This is a genomic window from Pseudoalteromonas pernae, from assembly GCF_039831865.1.
GTDB lineage: Bacteria > Pseudomonadota > Gammaproteobacteria > Enterobacterales > Alteromonadaceae > Pseudoalteromonas > Pseudoalteromonas pernae.
Window position 1 is genome coordinate 783,515 of sequence record NZ_JBDODM010000001.1, and the last position, 14,582, is coordinate 798,096.

Consider the following 14,582-nt stretch of genomic DNA (forward strand, 5'->3'; position numbering starts at 1 on the left):
GAAGCCTAGCTGTATTATTCTTTGGCGAGGCGATTATGAGCTCTTCATCTGAAGCACACGACAGCAATCTATTTGCTGAATTTATGGGTGACGTCACACCATTAGCTAAACCCGATACCGTTAGCCACTTCGGGCGTTCTACTCAACCAACCTTAGCCCAACAAGAAAAACGTAAAGCTGCTGAGCAAGCTATTATTCTCGATGACAATCTTCTTGCAAGTGAACACGTAGAATTGCTCGATCCCCATGACTTTTTGTCCTTCAAAAAATCAGGGGTGCAAGAAGGCGTATTTAAAAACCTGAGACTCGGAAAATACGATGTCGATGCAACCTTAGATCTGCATGGTCAAACCTTAGTGCAAGCTAGAAAAGCGCTCTACGAAAGCATCAGAGACAGTCATGAGCGTAATATTCGCGTGGTGCTTATTCGCCATGGAATTGGGGAAAAAAGCCAACCCCACAAAGGCATTTTAAAAAGTTATGTATACCACTGGTTGCAGCAACTCGATTGTGTCCTGGCATTTCACAGTGCCTTGAAGTGCCATGGAGGACTGGGTTCAACCTATGTACTATTGAAGAAAAGTGCACTTAAGAAACTCGAAAACAGAGAGTTACACGCAAAAAGATAAGCAAAAAAATGCCGAGCTATGCTCGGCACTTTTATGCTTTGGAATGTTAGTACTTGAACTAAGTCCGAAAAAGGAACTTACAGAGGCATTGCATTGGCTTGGTTAAACCACGCTGCTAGCCCTAAAAGAGCGACCCAGACGAGGACATAACTAAGTTTTGCACCACCTTGATTGTGTTTCATTGCGCTTCCCATTTGGTTTTAGCTTAAAACAGCTTGTTTATTATTTTTGTTATACATCAAGTATGTAACACTATTACTATAAGCAAGCACACATCATTTAACAAGCTGTTTACTTAAACAGTAGTTTAAAGGTACGAATTGGATGCGACATGAACAATCTAGTACCTTAATACTGCTTTTCTCTATCTATCCTATGTAACAAAGTCTTGCCCGCACATAGACGCTGGTAGTTCTCAACAACCTGTGCAACAACGGCATCTATTTGACTTAACGCACTGCAATGTGGCGTCACTATCACGTTTGGTGTCGACCAAAAAGGATGTGACTGCCGTAATGGCTCTTCGATGAAAACATCTAAGGATGCGCCCGCCAGTTCCCCGCTATTGAGCGCTTCGACAAGCGCGTCCTCGTCAACATGTTGTCCACGACCAACATTGATCAAAACACAATGGTTTGGCAAATGCTTGAGCAATTCTTCATCGATAATCTTATGTGTTTGCTCAGTCAATGGCAGCACATTGACCAGATAATCGCACTGCTTCAACATGGCTTCTAAGGCGTCTTCACCGTAATAGTGAACTATGCCGTCAGTATTATTTTTGGCACTGTTTGACCACGCACACACGGCAAAATCATTGGCTACTAAACGCTGGGCAATCGCCTGACCGAGCTGACCGAACCCAAGCATGCCAACTTGGTTGTATGGTTTCACCCGCTTTGGACGCCATTGTTGGTGCTGTTGCTGGCTCACATACCTTGGCATATTCAATTTATGAAATAACACATGACCGAGCACATACTCAGCCATATCAGTCGCAAGGCCATTATCAACAATTCGAGCAACGGGTAAATGCGCAGGAATAGCGTTTAAATTAAGACCGTCAACGCCTGCCCCAAATGATGAGACCGCTTGCACGTTTGGCAATTGTTGCCAAAGTTCAGCAGGCACCTGCCAGCCAAGCACCATGGTAACGTCGTCAGGCCGGCTAATATCCGGCCATATCTGAACATGCTCCGCGCCGAGCTGTTCGTGTAGTTTCGCCACCAATTTGTCAATGTTTCGATTGGGTATCGCCACCAATAAACTCATGGTCTTATTCCTAGCGTAAAAATCTAAGTATCCCATAGCTGAGATAACGCGTCATCTGAGCATTTCACTGGCTATCAAGTCTTAAAACTGTCACTTATATTACACCTTAGTGTCATGGACAATTTTTAATCTAGCGATAATTTCGTTGCGAAAAGGGTTTACCATGATCAGCATTGATAAGGTTGTGGAAGATAATCTTCCAAGCTTGGCCAATTCCCCAAAAGTAAAAGGCCTAGTTAAAAAAGGCCTCGGCTACTTACTACATGAACAAGAATTTGTAGCATTTGGCGATAATTACCCTCACCTGCAAGGCTTGGAGTTTATAGAACAAGTCTTAGAAGAATTAGATTTCAGCGCGCGATTCAATAGTGCTCAACTGGACAATATTCCGAGCGACGGCCGCTTAGTCATCGTCGCCAACCACCCGATTGGCTCACTGGATGCACTCGCACTTATCAGCGTACTAGCAAAAGTACGCCCGGATATCAAAGTGGTCGCTAACCGACTTCTTATGAGTGTGACACCGCTGCACTCCTTGTTACTTCCTGTTGATAACATGTCAGGCAACAGCCGCAAGAAAGAGCTCAGTGCCATTAACCAACATCTAAAAGATGAAGGCGCACTGCTCATTTTCCCAGCTGGAGAAGTTTCTCGCTTACGACCGACAGGAGTGAAAGACTGCACATGGAATCATGGCTTTTTGCGCATTGCGAAAAAGGCCAATGCGCCGATAATTCCAATTCTCGTTAAGGCCAAAAACAGCCCACTGTTTTACGGCACCTCAATGATCTACAAACCACTGGCGAGTTTGCTGTTGGTTAAAGAAATGTTTAAGCAACGACAAAAGTCGCTGGAATTTGAGATTGGAGCGTCTATCGTTCCGAAATCTTATTTACTGGATAACTTAAACGACAAAGAAATTAGTCGCTTAATCAGAAAGCAATTATATCGCTTGGGAACAAAAAAGCCTGAGTTACTGAAAACCCAAACCCCTATTGCCCACGCCGAGTGCCGCAAAGCACTCGTCAGCGCCTTAAATGAGTGTGAACGCCTTGGTGAAACTCAAGATGGTATGCACATTTACTTGTATCAGTATCAAGGCAGTTCAGCACTATTTAGGGAGCTAGGCCGTCTTCGGGAAATTGCTTTTCGAGCGGTCGGTGAAGGCAGCGGAAAGCGCCGCGATATTGATAAATACGATATGGATTATCATCACCTATTATTGTGGGACCCGAAACAATTAGAGTTAGTGGGTGCTTACAGACTCGCTTGTGCCAATGAAATAATCGAAAAGCAAGGTCAAAATGGCTTATATACCGACAGCCTATTTAACTATGAAGCAAAGATGCAACCTTACTTTGACCAAGGGATCGAACTGGGCCGCAGTTTTGTGCAACCAAAATACTGGGGCAAAAAGAGTTTGGATTACTTGTGGTTTGGTATAGGTGCCTTTATCAGCCGTTACCCACAATACCGGTATCTATTTGGCGCGGTGAGTCTCTCAAACGCCATTGCCGAAAATGCCAAGGAGCTACTGGTTTATCACTATCAACATTACTACGCACAGAGTGAGGTACTTGCTACACCCAAACATGAATTTAAGATTCAAGAAGCAGTGCTGCAACAAGCTAAAAATGTATTTTGTGATACTGACGCCAAAGCCGATTTCACCGAGCTCAAGCACATATTGGCAAACATGGGCGCACAAGTGCCAACGCTCTTCAAGCAATATACAGAACTTTGCCAACCAGGCGGGGTCTCCTTCTTGAGCTTCAGCGTCGATCCTGACTTCAATAACTGTATCGACGGTTTAGTACTTGTAGATATGACGAAACTCAAAGAAAAGAAAGCTAAGCGCTATCTCACTAACGAAACGCTGCTCAAAAACATCCAACAATAACGAAGACGAAAAACCTAATCCCAACCATTAAAAAGCCGGCTTAAACCGGCTTTTTTATCGCTATGCAAAGACCTTTCTGAGGGTGGCCGTGTATATATCCGTGATCTTTAGCAAATCTTTCACTGGTACACGCTCATTATCTTGGTGAATCGTGTGATTTCGCACACCGCATTCAATCACTTGAGTATGCGCATTGGCAAAAAACCGGCCATCTGAAGTGCCGCCGCTGGTACTCAATTTGGGATAGCTGTGAGTGCACTGGAAAATCGCGCCTTCAACCAGTGTGATAAAATCAAAGTCTTTATTTCCGGCTGTATAATAAGGTTCACACGGACGCTCCCACGATATATTGATGTGTTCATGCCAACGCGATAAAGCTTCACCGATCTGCAACTGAATATCGCGACTCATGTAGCCATGACTGTATCTTACATTGAAGTTAATTTGGCACTGTGCTGGCACTAGGTTATCCAAACTATTGGGCACGTGAAGTCCTGTCACTTGTAAGCTGGTCTTGGAACCTTCAATGTCTTTATGCCAAACAATTTCTTGTAACGCCATGGCAATTTGAGCACCTAAATGAGCTGCATTTATCGTATGTTCCGGATAGGCCACATGCCCAGCTTTACCCGAAACTTGTAACTTAGCTGATAGCGCACCGCGACGACCATTCTTGATAGTGTCTCCCACTTTTTGCTCAGAGGTTGGCTCACCGACTATACATGCATCTAGCACCACACCATGCTGCTCAAGGTAGTCGGCTATCAGGGCGCTACCATACTCAGCCTCCCCTTCTTCATCTGATGTAATGAGCCAATAAAAGGTGCCTTTTGACGGCGCATCAGCCAACAACCTGTCCGTTGCTTCAAGCATGGCTGCGACGCCACCTTTCATATCCGCTGCACCACGACCAATTATCTCACCGGCAATAATATCGCCAGCGAATGGGTCACACTGCCATCGACTCGCAACCGCGGGGACGACATCGATGTGGCCACAAAATGCAACGCTTGGGCCTGAACCAAATTCTATTTTCGCGATAAGGTTAGTGACGCCTGCTATGGTGAATCTGTGACAACAAAACCCTCTTTGTTCAAGTTGCTCGCTTAACCAGCCAATGGCTCCCGCTTCGTCTGGAGTAACGGATCGGAAGCGTATCAGCTGTTGCAAGTAACGGACTTCATTTGCAAGTGTGGAGGCATTATCTGTAATCGGCGCAGCAGGTAACATAAGCAGCTCCTAAATAAATAGTCCTGCCCATTACAACGACTGTTTATTACACGTTGATGTCAAAATCATCGCCATAAAACATGGCAAAGTTTAATCTAAATCAAAGTTCCCATCAGATAGGAGTGAAACTACCGCCAAAGCTTGATCTAGAACAGTTTTTGTTTTTTCACTGCACAGATAATAGCGCCAACAGCACAACGAATTAGATATTTCTACTAGGAAGATGACGATGAAAAAATTAGTTAGCGCAGCTTTGGTTGGTCTTTTACTGGGTACCTCTTCTCTTGCTCATGCAAACTTGAGCATCAACGTAGGTGCTATCAACGTAAACCCTGACAATAGCACGTCAAAAATCAACGAAGCACCATCGCTGGGTCTTAATGCCGAAGACGATACGCAACTTGGTTTAACTTTTGACTATGCGTTAAATGACAATTGGGTAATTGAACTTGTGGCAGCAACACCTTTTAGCCACGATGTAAGTGGCCAAGCAGGTCTTGCAGGTGCATCAATTGGTAAAATTAAGCACCTACCACCAACATTACTTGGCCAATATCACTTCGGTCAGGCAGGTGACAAATTCCGCCCATTTATCGGCGCAGGTGTGAACTACACAATTTTCTTTGAAGAAGAAGCAAGCCAAGACCTAAAAACAACCTTAGGTACTCAGAATGTAGAACTTGAGTTAGATGACTCATTCGGCCTCGCAGCGCAAGCTGGTTTTAATTACGCGTTTGACAAACATTGGGGTCTACACGCAATGGTGAGTTACATCGATATTGATAGTGATGCAACTGTTTACGCAGATGGCGTAAAAGCACTGACAGTTGACGTAAAAGTTGACCCTGTTGTTGCTATGGTAGGTGTTCGCTACAGCTTCTAATATCAGCGCTGGCGCGCTGATAGCGACTCTAAAATGACATAAAAGTCATGCCCACTTGCTAATGTAAGCGACTAACGTTTGTTAGTCGCTTTTTTTTGTTCCAACATTTCTTTCCAATGCATGATTTCCGCAGGAAGTATTGGCATTTCACCTTCGTAACCACTCAAAGCTACGATTTCCGTCACATCCACCACGCCTTGACGACTACGAAATACACCGCGTACATAAGCAATAGCATGAAGACCCCGGTGGGAACTAAACTTCTGTTCAATATAGAAATATTTGTGATCCCAACCAACGAGACGGGTCGAAACCGTAAATTTTTGCCAAGGCTTAATATCACGAATATAGGTGATCGCTGTGGCATTGACGATGGGAAACCAACGACGCTTCATTACTGCACCCAATAACCCCAGTCGTTCAGTCATCCAGGTACGTGCTACATCCATAAGCGCAAGATAGCGTGAATTAGTCAAATGCATATTAATGTCGCAATCAAGTGGCCAAGCACGGAACTCAATATCCACTGTCTCTAACAAACTTTGATGCGCTTTGTTGCGCTTAATTTTAAAAAATAACCACAGTAGTCGAAAATACAAATTCACCGCGAGCTCCTTGCTTATGCTCATTTGACAACAGGTAAGACCAGAATAATAACATCGCTTCTTACAAACCTCACGTTATTCCAATAAGTTGCAACCCTGCGCCGACTACTCTATGTTAGTAACCATAAACAGTTGGTGGGTAACCTTATGAATAAGTATGTATTGCTTGCATGTGCATCGATGATGAGCACGCCGTGTTTCGCCGATTTTGATTTTGTTGGCAAAGGCACAACACAAAGTGCAACTGGTGAGCAAAAAGCGTTTTCTTTTGGCTTTGGTTGGCAAGCGGATAAAGGCAAACTGCGCATTGGCAAAAAGACCTATGACATGGACTCATTGCCGGAGTCATACTCGTTAGCGCTGGTACTCAGTAAAGACGAAAAGCAAGTGTGGTTGCAAGAGTTCCACAACGGTTGGTTTGAGAGCTTCTATTGGGAGTTGGGCGACCATGTTATTCGCCTAGATAAGCGTGAGTTTGATCCGCCAGTAAAAGGCAATTACGAGTTAAAGATAGATGACCGAAGCTTCTTTTTGATGAATAACAATGTGGCGATAACCCTCAATTTCAGTGAGGATGGTATCGAAAGCATCACGGCCACTGGAGTTAACAAAAACATGGGCACTAAAGATTAGTGCCCATGACGATTAAACCTTTACAGTTTTTCTATTGATGCCATATTCGCGCAGCTTGTTGGCTACCGCGGTATGGCTCAAGCCTAAGCGTTTGGCGAGCTGGCGCGAGCTAGGATAAGCAGGATAAAGCTTTCTCAATAACGTTGCTTCAAAACGCTTCACCGCTTGATCTAAACTACCTTCGAAATCTGATTCCAAGTAACCCAAATCATTGGTGAATGTTGGCAATTGCAAATGCTCTGTGGTCAATTCAGCATCATCAAGGAGTGACACCGCACGGTAAATGGCATTTTCTAGCTGACGCACATTGCCTGGCCATGGATAGGCTTGCAAATACTCAATTGTTTCTTCACTTAAGGTTGGGATCGGCGCACCATTTTGCTGAGCGTACTTTTGCACAAAATGCTCTGCTAATGGGCCAATATCAGCCTTTCTGTCGCGAAGTGGCGCGATTTCCAGCGTTAACACATTAATGCGGTAGTATAAGTCTTCACGGAACTTACCTTCTTGCACCATCGCAGGTAAATCCTTTTGCGTAGCTGCAATAATACGCACATTGACCTTCACTTCGTTCTCGTCGCCGACTTTACGGAATGTACCGTCCTGCAAGAAACGCAGCAGCTTGGTTTGTAGTTGAGACGACATCTCCCCGACTTCATCAAGGAATACGGTGCCACCATCTGCTTGCTCTAACACACCGCGCTTAGGTGCAGCATTGTCTTCGTAGCCGGCATAGCCAAATAGCTCAGACTCAGCCACATCATCAGGAAGCGAAGCACATGACAGGGCAATAAAAGGTTTAATCGAACGGTTCGAGGCATAGTGACACGCACGCGCCAACAACTCTTTACCCGTTCCGGTTTCACCGGTAATAAGAATAGGGGCTTCGAGCTGCGCCATTTTGCGCGCTTCACGCACCGTGCGGCGCATGGCCGTCGAATAGTTGTGAATAGTAGCGAAGCTTTCTTGGCCGTAGCGGCGAAACGCACTGACCTGCTGACCTAAGCGACTTTGCGACTTGATATTAATCACGGCACCGGCAAGTGCATTTTGGTCATCACCTTGAGGAACTGAAATCGGCAAAATGTCAGCAATAAAATCTTCACCCGCCACTTCAACACGAGTTGTTTGACCCAGCACTTCTTTACCTTCCAACCAACGCGTGAAGTTAAATCCTTTAAGCAGGTTGTTGATGTTCGCACCAACAGCTTCTTGCTCAGTCATTTGTAAATCACGACACGCAGCCGAATTACACAAACGCACCCAACCTTTGTTGTCGATAGAGATGACACCATCGGGCAATGCACTTAATAAGGTATTAAGCTCGTTATGTTCACGTTCTGATGGTAAAAACGCCGTAGTGCGGACGTCTTCAACGCCATCAATCAAACGGATAGACGGCATAATCTTTTGGAATTGCTCGAACTCGATGGGCGGGAAACTAACATACATACGGCAGTTCTTGGCATCGACCTCAATACCTTTTAGATCCACCTGATAGTTAACCAGAATATTTAGTACCTCTTGGGCGATACCAATTCGGTCCTGACAGTATATTTCAAGACGCATGTGTTCCTCAGTCGCACTTTACCTGTATATAGCTGGCGCAATCATACGCTAATTTACCCGCCATTGGGTAGCAAATTGTAAAGATTATTGCACGAATCAAACAAATGAGCCTAACACCCCATGGTGTACCTAAAAATATACACACTCACCATTGCTGTACCTATGGTTCACTTATGGTTAAGCCTAAATACTTCCCCTAATGGTAGCTGATATGTATACTGTCGCGCGTTTGTCGCTAGGATAAAGCAGCGCCCGCTGCACCTATCCAGGTAGTTAGCCGCTCTTTTATCCTGCCGATAACGGGCCATTTTTGACGTAAGTCATCACTTAATAAAAGCAATAATTTCAGGCCGAAAATTAACAGTGATGGAAAACATCACGATAAAACAACTATTTAAGTTAGGAAGTATTTTTAATGAGTTCATTACCTAAAGCGGGTGACTTTTTAGGGCATCCTAAGGGGCTATTCCTATTGTTCGGCACAGAAATGTGGGAACGTTTCGGTTATTACGGCATGCGCGCTATTCTAGTTTTGTATTTGGTTGCGCTTGTTCAAGAAGGTGGTTTTGGCTGGTCAAATGCCGATGCACTAAGTCTTTACGGTACATTCACAATGGCCGTATACATTACTCCTCTATTCGGTGGTTGGTTAGCCGATAATGTCCTAGGACAACGCAAAGCTATCATTCTTGGTGGTCTATTGATGGCTGCGGGCCATTTCACTATGGGTGTTCCGCACAGCTACCTAGCTGGACAGGAAGAAAATGTCTTCTATGTAGGTCTAGCACTTTTGTGTTTGGGTAATGGTTTATTCAAGCCAAATATCTCAACCATGGTGGGTGATCTATATCAAGAGGGTGACCAGCGTCGAGATGGTGCGTTCACTATTTTCTACATGGGTATCAACTTAGGCGGTGCTTTAGGTCCACTTGTTGCTGGTTACGCTGCGGCAACAATGGGATGGCAGTCAGGTTTCATCGTGGCCGGTATCGGCATGGTGATTTCTGTTGTGATGCAAATGGCGCTAAGCAACAAATACTTAGGTGATATTGGTGTAATTCCATCCGCTAAGCTATCTCAGGCTCAGTCGGAATCAAACACCAAAGAGCCACTTACTAAAGTAGAAATGGACCGTATTAAAGTCATCTTCACCATGAGTGTGTTCAGCATCATCTTCTGGATGGGCTTCGAGCAAGCAGGTGGACTTATGAACCTATTTGCAAACAATTATACTGACCGTATGTTGTTTGATTTTGAAGTGCCAGCTTCATGGTTCCAGTCTTTAAACTCAATTTTCATCATTGTTTTCGCTCCGTTAGTTGCCATTATTTGGTTGAAGCTGGATAAACGTGAGCCAAACTCGCCAGTTAAGTTTGCAATCGCGCTTATTTTCCTAGCGTTGGGCTTTATCACTATGATCTTAGCTCTTATGACTCAAGGCCAAGGTGACAACCTACAAATCAGTATGATGTGGTTAGTGTTGTTCTATCTTTTCCATACGCTGGGTGAATTATGTCTATCACCAATTGGTTTATCTATGGTGAGTAAACTTGCGCCACTGCGTTTAGCGTCAATGCTAATGGGTATCTGGTTCCTATGTACTGCGGTAGCCAATAAGATTGCTGGCTTCGTGGGTTCATTCCTAGGTGAAGGTGAAGCCGCTGTTGAGAATGCGATGGGTATCTTCATCGGCTTAGGTGCTACAGCGATTATCTCTGCTGTAATTATGTACTTACTAAGCGATAAGCTAGTTATGTGGATGCACGGCGCCGAAGGGCAGCATGAGCCGCATACAACAGAGCACATCTTAGCTGAAGAGCTAGAAATAACTGCAGAGAAACAATAACTCTCAGATAATGCAGAAAAGGCGCCTTTTGGCGCCTTTTTTAATGCAAAAAAAGTGAAGTGAATTTAACGAAAACCTTACACTTGCGCTTTTTTGTCCACAATAATTTACAGTCTAGGCATTCCCTAATTCCCTCCCAAAGCTTCCGCTTTCGAACATTTTCTCCGATCATGCGCTCAAACAATTATGGCTTGGTGCCAATGCGGCGCTTTATTCGAATGTTCAACATTTACCGCGAGTACCGAGCAAATAACAGCAAGTGGAGCACAATCATGAGTGAAGTAAATAATCCATTGGGCCTTATGGGCATCGAGTTTACCGAGTACGCAACACCAGATGCGGACTACATGGACAAGATCTTTACTGACTTTGGTTTTTCAAAGTTAAAGACCTTCAAAGATAAAGACATCGTTTACTACAACCAAAACGACATTCACTTCCTGTTGAACAACGAGCGTGGTGGCTTCTCTGCGGAATTCGCGAAAAGTCACGGTCCAGCGATTTGTTCTATGGGTTGGCGTGTAGAAGATGCGCAAAAAGCATTTGATACTGCGGTTGCTCGTGGTGCAAAACCAGCAACTGATTCAACACATAAAGACCTACCATACCCTGCTATTTACGGTATCGGTGACAGCCTTATCTATTTCATTGAACAGTTTGGTGACAAAGGCAGCATCTACGACACAGATTTCGTTGACCTAGAAGAGCCAAACGTAGTGCAAAGCAAAGGCTTCTTGCGCATCGACCACCTAACAAACAATGTTTATAAAGGTACCATGGAAACATGGGCTAACTTCTATAAAGACGTATTCGGCTTTACTGAAGTTCGTTACTTCGACATCAAAGGTCAAAAAACAGCGCTATTGTCTTACGCACTTAAATCTCCGTGCGGCACTTTCTCGATTCCAATCAACGAAGGCAAAGACAACAACAACAACCAGATCGATGAGTACTTAAACGAGTACAATGGTCCAGGTGTACAGCACCTTGCATTTTTGACTGATGACCTCGTTGCGTCTCTTGACCAACTTGACCAGAGCAACATCGCAACGTTAGACATCGTTGATCACTATTACGACACTATCTTCGACCGTGTTCCTTGGGTAAAAGAAGATAAAGAAAAGATCAAACAGCACCAAATCCTTGTAGATAGCCAAAGCGAAGATTGCTACTTACTACAGATCTTCACTAAGAACCTGTTCGGTCCTATCTTCATCGAAATGATTCAACGTGTTGATGACGGTGGCTTTGGTGAAGGTAACTTCCAAGCGTTATTCGAGTCTATCGAGCGTGACCAAGAGCGCCGCGGTGTAATCTAAACGCACTTTTATCTAGCGTGAAAGGCAGAGCCCACTTAATGTGGGCGCTGCTTTTTTAAGTTCCGAGCCCTTGTTTTTTTCTCTTATGGCTCAATAACACATAAAAGCTTTAGCAAAAGGAATATCTCATGCAACTCAATGAAACGCACGACAGCAATCTGACCAGCTGGGTTAGCTCTGCGAACGATGGCAACACAGATTTCCCAATCCAAAATTTACCGTTTGCCACATTTCGTCGCGCTGGTAGCAACGAAGCATTTCGTGGTGGCGTTGCTATTGGTGATCACGTACTTGATTTAGCAGCTGTAGCCAAACTTGCGATCTTTGACGGTTTAGCTCAAGAAGCGGTTGAAGCAACAGCACAGCCAACTCTGAACACCTTTATGGGTATGGGCCAGGCTCATTGGTCTGCACTGCGCCTAGCGTTATCTAAAGCGTTACGAGCTGGCAGCGAGCACGAGCAAGTGCTTAGCGACGCACTGATTGCACAAGCGGAAGTAGAATTTGATCTTCCGTGTCATATCGGCGACTACACAGACTTTTACACTTCAATCTACCACGCAACTGCAGTAGGTAGCTTGTTCCGCCCAGATAACCCTCTTCTACCTAACTACAAGTGGGTGCCAATTGGTTATCACGGTCGTGCATCAAGCATCGGCGTAAGCGGTCAAACCTTCCCTCGCCCTAAAGGCCAAACTAAAGCGCCAGACGCTGAAGCGCCGTCTTTTGGTCCTTGTAAGCGTTTAGACTACGAATTAGAGCTAGGTATCTATCTAGGCAAAGGTAACGAATTAGGTGATTCGATTGCCCTTGACGATACCGATGAGCATGTTTTTGGTTTCTGCTTGTTCAATGACTGGTCTGCACGTGATTTACAAGCATGGGAATACCAGCCTCTTGGTCCATTCCTAGCGAAGAACTTTGCCTCAACTGTGTCTCCTTGGATTGTTACAAACGAAGCGCTTGCACCTTTCCGTATGGCATGGACTCGTGACGAAAATGATCCACAGCCGCTTGAGTACTTAGAGTCAGCGAAAAACCGCGAACAAGGCGCTCTAGATATCCAAATGGATGTGTCTGTAGAAACAGAAAAAATGCGCGCTGAAGGCACCCCTGCGGCGAAGCTTTCGCAATCAAGCTTTAAACACTCTTACTGGACAGTGGCGCAAATGGTTGCCCACCACACAGTGAATGGTTGTAACTTCAATGCCGGTGACATGCTAGGTTCTGGTACGCAGTCTGGTCCACAACATGAAGAAGCGGGTTCATTACTAGAGTTGTCTCGTGGCGGTAAAGAGTCACTGGACCTAGGCAATGGTGAAAGCCGTACATTCTTGGAAGATGGCGATTGTGTAATCATGCGCGGATGGTGTGAAAAGCAAGGTTTTGCCCGCATCGGCTTTGGCGAATGTCGCTCTACGGTATTACCAGCTAAGTAATACCAAATAATGATCTAATTAATGCAGTTTATTGCGGTTGTTCCTGCGATAAACTGCATTTTTTTTGAGTTCAGTTACAATTTTTTGCTGGCTTTTTAATCTCACCTTGATATCTTACTTTGGTTTTGGTCAGAAGTTTGTATTTATGAAACGAGTAAAGTCATACTTTATAACTAAGTTATTTCCAGCTAGACAGTTGCTAATTCGCCAATCAGGTGAAGTAAAAGTGGTTGAACTAACCACTCAAAAGCAATGCACTGTAGCGGCCGGCGCTTTGTTATGCGTTGCCTCTCTCGCGACCTTCGGTGCGTATAACTTCTGGCAACAAAGCCAGCTGCAAGTAAGCAGTGGTGATGTTGTTGCTGAAAATGAAGCATTGCGTCTGCAATTGGTTCAAGCGCAGCAAAAACAAGAACAATTTATAGCGCAGCTCGCTAAGCTCGAGCAGCGTCAGCAACTCACTCAAAACGTGCTTGCTTCACTTCCACCCTCATTGATGCCATCACAGGGTGTGCCTTTTGAAGCAAGTGATACGCAATCAGATTCTATTCTGGATGAGCGCTTAGCTAATCTGGAACAACGCCAACAAGATACCTTCTTCTTACTTGATCAAGCGATTGTAAAACGTGAGCAAATGCTCGCAGAAGCGATTTCGCGTGCAGGATTACCTGAAACCGTAATGGCTGAATTAGTCGCTAAAAGTGAAGAACAAGTCGCCCAAGGTGGGCCGCTTGAGCCTCTCGATGCAGATGAGTTAGATACCGATTCAATGTCAGTGGTCGATAAACTGCTCACTCTGAACCAGCTTGAAAATATGCTCGCGCAAGTACCGCATATGCTTCCTGCTGCTGATTATTACATTTCCAGCAGCTTTGGTATTCGTAAGGATCCAATCAATGGTAGCCGAGCTATGCATAAAGGGGTTGATTTAGCGGCATGGCGTAATACTGAAATTTTCGCACCAGCGGATGGTACCGTTGTTCGTGCGGGGCGTAATGGTGGTTATGGTCGCTTTATCGAAATAGAGCACGCCAACGGGTTTACCACGCGCTTTGGTCATTTAAATAAAATTAACGTAAAGCGTGGCGATGTCGTTTCCAAAGGGGAGGTCATTGCGTTAATGGGAAGTACTGGGCGTAGTACCGCGACTCACCTACACTACGAGGTGTTGCACAATAATAAGCATATTAATCCGGTAAAAATCACCAAGGCATTAACCGATGTTTTCAAAGAGCAAAGATACACAGAAGAGTAGCC

The 14,582-nt window shown here is 44.8% G+C and carries 12 protein-coding genes; 8 read left to right on the top strand and 4 right to left on the bottom strand.

The features are described from left to right. The first annotated feature begins 35 nt into the window (after positions 1 to 35). Positions 36 to 629, top strand: a complete 594-nt coding sequence (gene smrA / locus V1358_RS03395; protein ID WP_347388969.1) for a DNA endonuclease SmrA — start codon at positions 36 to 38, stop codon at positions 627 to 629. 348 nt (positions 630 to 977) lie between these two features. Here smrA and V1358_RS03400 read toward each other — a convergent pair whose 3' ends face one another. Beyond that, the gene (locus V1358_RS03400) at positions 978 to 1,901 is read right to left on the bottom strand and encodes a 2-hydroxyacid dehydrogenase (protein ID WP_347392593.1); all 924 of its coding nucleotides are present in this window, start codon (positions 1,899 to 1,901) and stop codon (positions 978 to 980) included. Between the two features lie 163 nt (positions 1,902 to 2,064). Between V1358_RS03400 and olsF the strand changes: the two genes are divergently transcribed. After that, positions 2,065 to 3,801, top strand: coding sequence for a bifunctional ornithine lipid synthase OlsF (gene olsF / locus V1358_RS03405; protein WP_347392594.1), 1,737 nt, complete (start codon positions 2,065 to 2,067; stop codon positions 3,799 to 3,801). Positions 3,802 to 3,861: 60 nt separating this feature from the next. Here olsF and dapE read toward each other — a convergent pair whose 3' ends face one another. Further along, the gene (gene dapE / locus V1358_RS03410; protein ID WP_347392595.1) at positions 3,862 to 5,031 is read right to left on the bottom strand and encodes a succinyl-diaminopimelate desuccinylase; all 1,170 of its coding nucleotides are present in this window, start codon (positions 5,029 to 5,031) and stop codon (positions 3,862 to 3,864) included. A gap of 229 nt (positions 5,032 to 5,260) precedes the next feature. On the opposite strand from dapE, the gene V1358_RS03415 reads away from it, so the two are divergent. Further along, positions 5,261 to 5,914 (top strand): OmpW/AlkL family protein, encoded by a 654-nt coding sequence (locus V1358_RS03415; protein WP_347388965.1) that lies wholly within the window; start codon positions 5,261 to 5,263, stop codon positions 5,912 to 5,914. Between the two features lie 71 nt (positions 5,915 to 5,985). On the opposite strand, the gene V1358_RS03420 is transcribed toward V1358_RS03415, so the two are convergent. Continuing rightward, a complete protein-coding gene (locus tag V1358_RS03420) occupies positions 5,986 to 6,519 on the bottom strand; it encodes a thioesterase family protein (RefSeq protein ID WP_347388964.1) in 534 nt (177 codons plus the stop codon). 147 nt (positions 6,520 to 6,666) lie between these two features. Here V1358_RS03420 and V1358_RS03425 point away from each other — a divergent pair, with 147 nt between their 5' ends. Then, entirely contained in the window at positions 6,667 to 7,152 is a 486-nt protein-coding gene (locus V1358_RS03425) for a hypothetical protein (protein ID WP_347388963.1), read from the top strand. 12 nt (positions 7,153 to 7,164) lie between these two features. On the opposite strand, the gene tyrR is transcribed toward V1358_RS03425, so the two are convergent. After that, a complete protein-coding gene (gene tyrR / locus V1358_RS03430) occupies positions 7,165 to 8,721 on the bottom strand; it encodes a transcriptional regulator TyrR (protein WP_347388962.1) in 1,557 nt (518 codons plus the stop codon). Positions 8,722 to 9,136: 415 nt separating this feature from the next. On the opposite strand from tyrR, the gene V1358_RS03435 reads away from it, so the two are divergent. The 4 genes from V1358_RS03435 (at position 9,137) to V1358_RS03450 (ending at position 14,580) form a co-directional block, all read left to right on the top strand. After that, entirely contained in the window at positions 9,137 to 10,567 is a 1,431-nt protein-coding gene (locus V1358_RS03435) for a peptide MFS transporter (RefSeq protein ID WP_347388961.1), read from the top strand. 272 nt (positions 10,568 to 10,839) lie between these two features. Further along, positions 10,840 to 11,886: a 4-hydroxyphenylpyruvate dioxygenase gene (hppD, locus tag V1358_RS03440; protein WP_347388960.1), complete on the top strand. Its 1,047-nt coding sequence runs from the start codon at positions 10,840 to 10,842 to the stop codon at positions 11,884 to 11,886. Positions 11,887 to 12,014: 128 nt separating this feature from the next. Continuing rightward, a complete protein-coding gene (gene fahA / locus V1358_RS03445; protein ID WP_347392596.1) occupies positions 12,015 to 13,325 on the top strand; it encodes a fumarylacetoacetase in 1,311 nt (436 codons plus the stop codon). Between the two features lie 145 nt (positions 13,326 to 13,470). Next, positions 13,471 to 14,580, top strand: a complete 1,110-nt coding sequence (locus V1358_RS03450) for a M23 family metallopeptidase (protein ID WP_347388958.1) — start codon at positions 13,471 to 13,473, stop codon at positions 14,578 to 14,580. The last annotated feature ends 2 nt before the right edge of the window (positions 14,581 to 14,582 follow it).

Bases quoted from the DNA above. Each gene is read 5' to 3' on its own strand.
- dapE (WP_347392595.1), bottom strand. From the start codon at position 5,031: ATGTTACCTGCTGCGCCGATTACAGATAATGCCTCCACACTTGCAAAT.
- olsF (WP_347392594.1), top strand. From the start codon at position 2,065: ATGATCAGCATTGATAAGGTTGTGGAAGATAATCTTCCAAGCTTGGCC.
- hppD (WP_347388960.1), top strand. From the start codon at position 10,840: ATGAGTGAAGTAAATAATCCATTGGGCCTTATGGGCATCGAGTTTACC.
- V1358_RS03415 (WP_347388965.1), top strand. From the start codon at position 5,261: ATGAAAAAATTAGTTAGCGCAGCTTTGGTTGGTCTTTTACTGGGTACC.
- smrA (WP_347388969.1), top strand. From the start codon at position 36: ATGAGCTCTTCATCTGAAGCACACGACAGCAATCTATTTGCTGAATTT.
- tyrR (WP_347388962.1), bottom strand. From the start codon at position 8,721: ATGCGTCTTGAAATATACTGTCAGGACCGAATTGGTATCGCCCAAGAG.
- V1358_RS03435 (WP_347388961.1), top strand. From the start codon at position 9,137: ATGAGTTCATTACCTAAAGCGGGTGACTTTTTAGGGCATCCTAAGGGG.
- fahA (WP_347392596.1), top strand. From the start codon at position 12,015: ATGCAACTCAATGAAACGCACGACAGCAATCTGACCAGCTGGGTTAGC.
- V1358_RS03400 (WP_347392593.1), bottom strand. From the start codon at position 1,901: ATGAGTTTATTGGTGGCGATACCCAATCGAAACATTGACAAATTGGTG.
- V1358_RS03425 (WP_347388963.1), top strand. From the start codon at position 6,667: ATGAATAAGTATGTATTGCTTGCATGTGCATCGATGATGAGCACGCCG.
- V1358_RS03450 (WP_347388958.1), top strand. From the start codon at position 13,471: ATGAAACGAGTAAAGTCATACTTTATAACTAAGTTATTTCCAGCTAGA.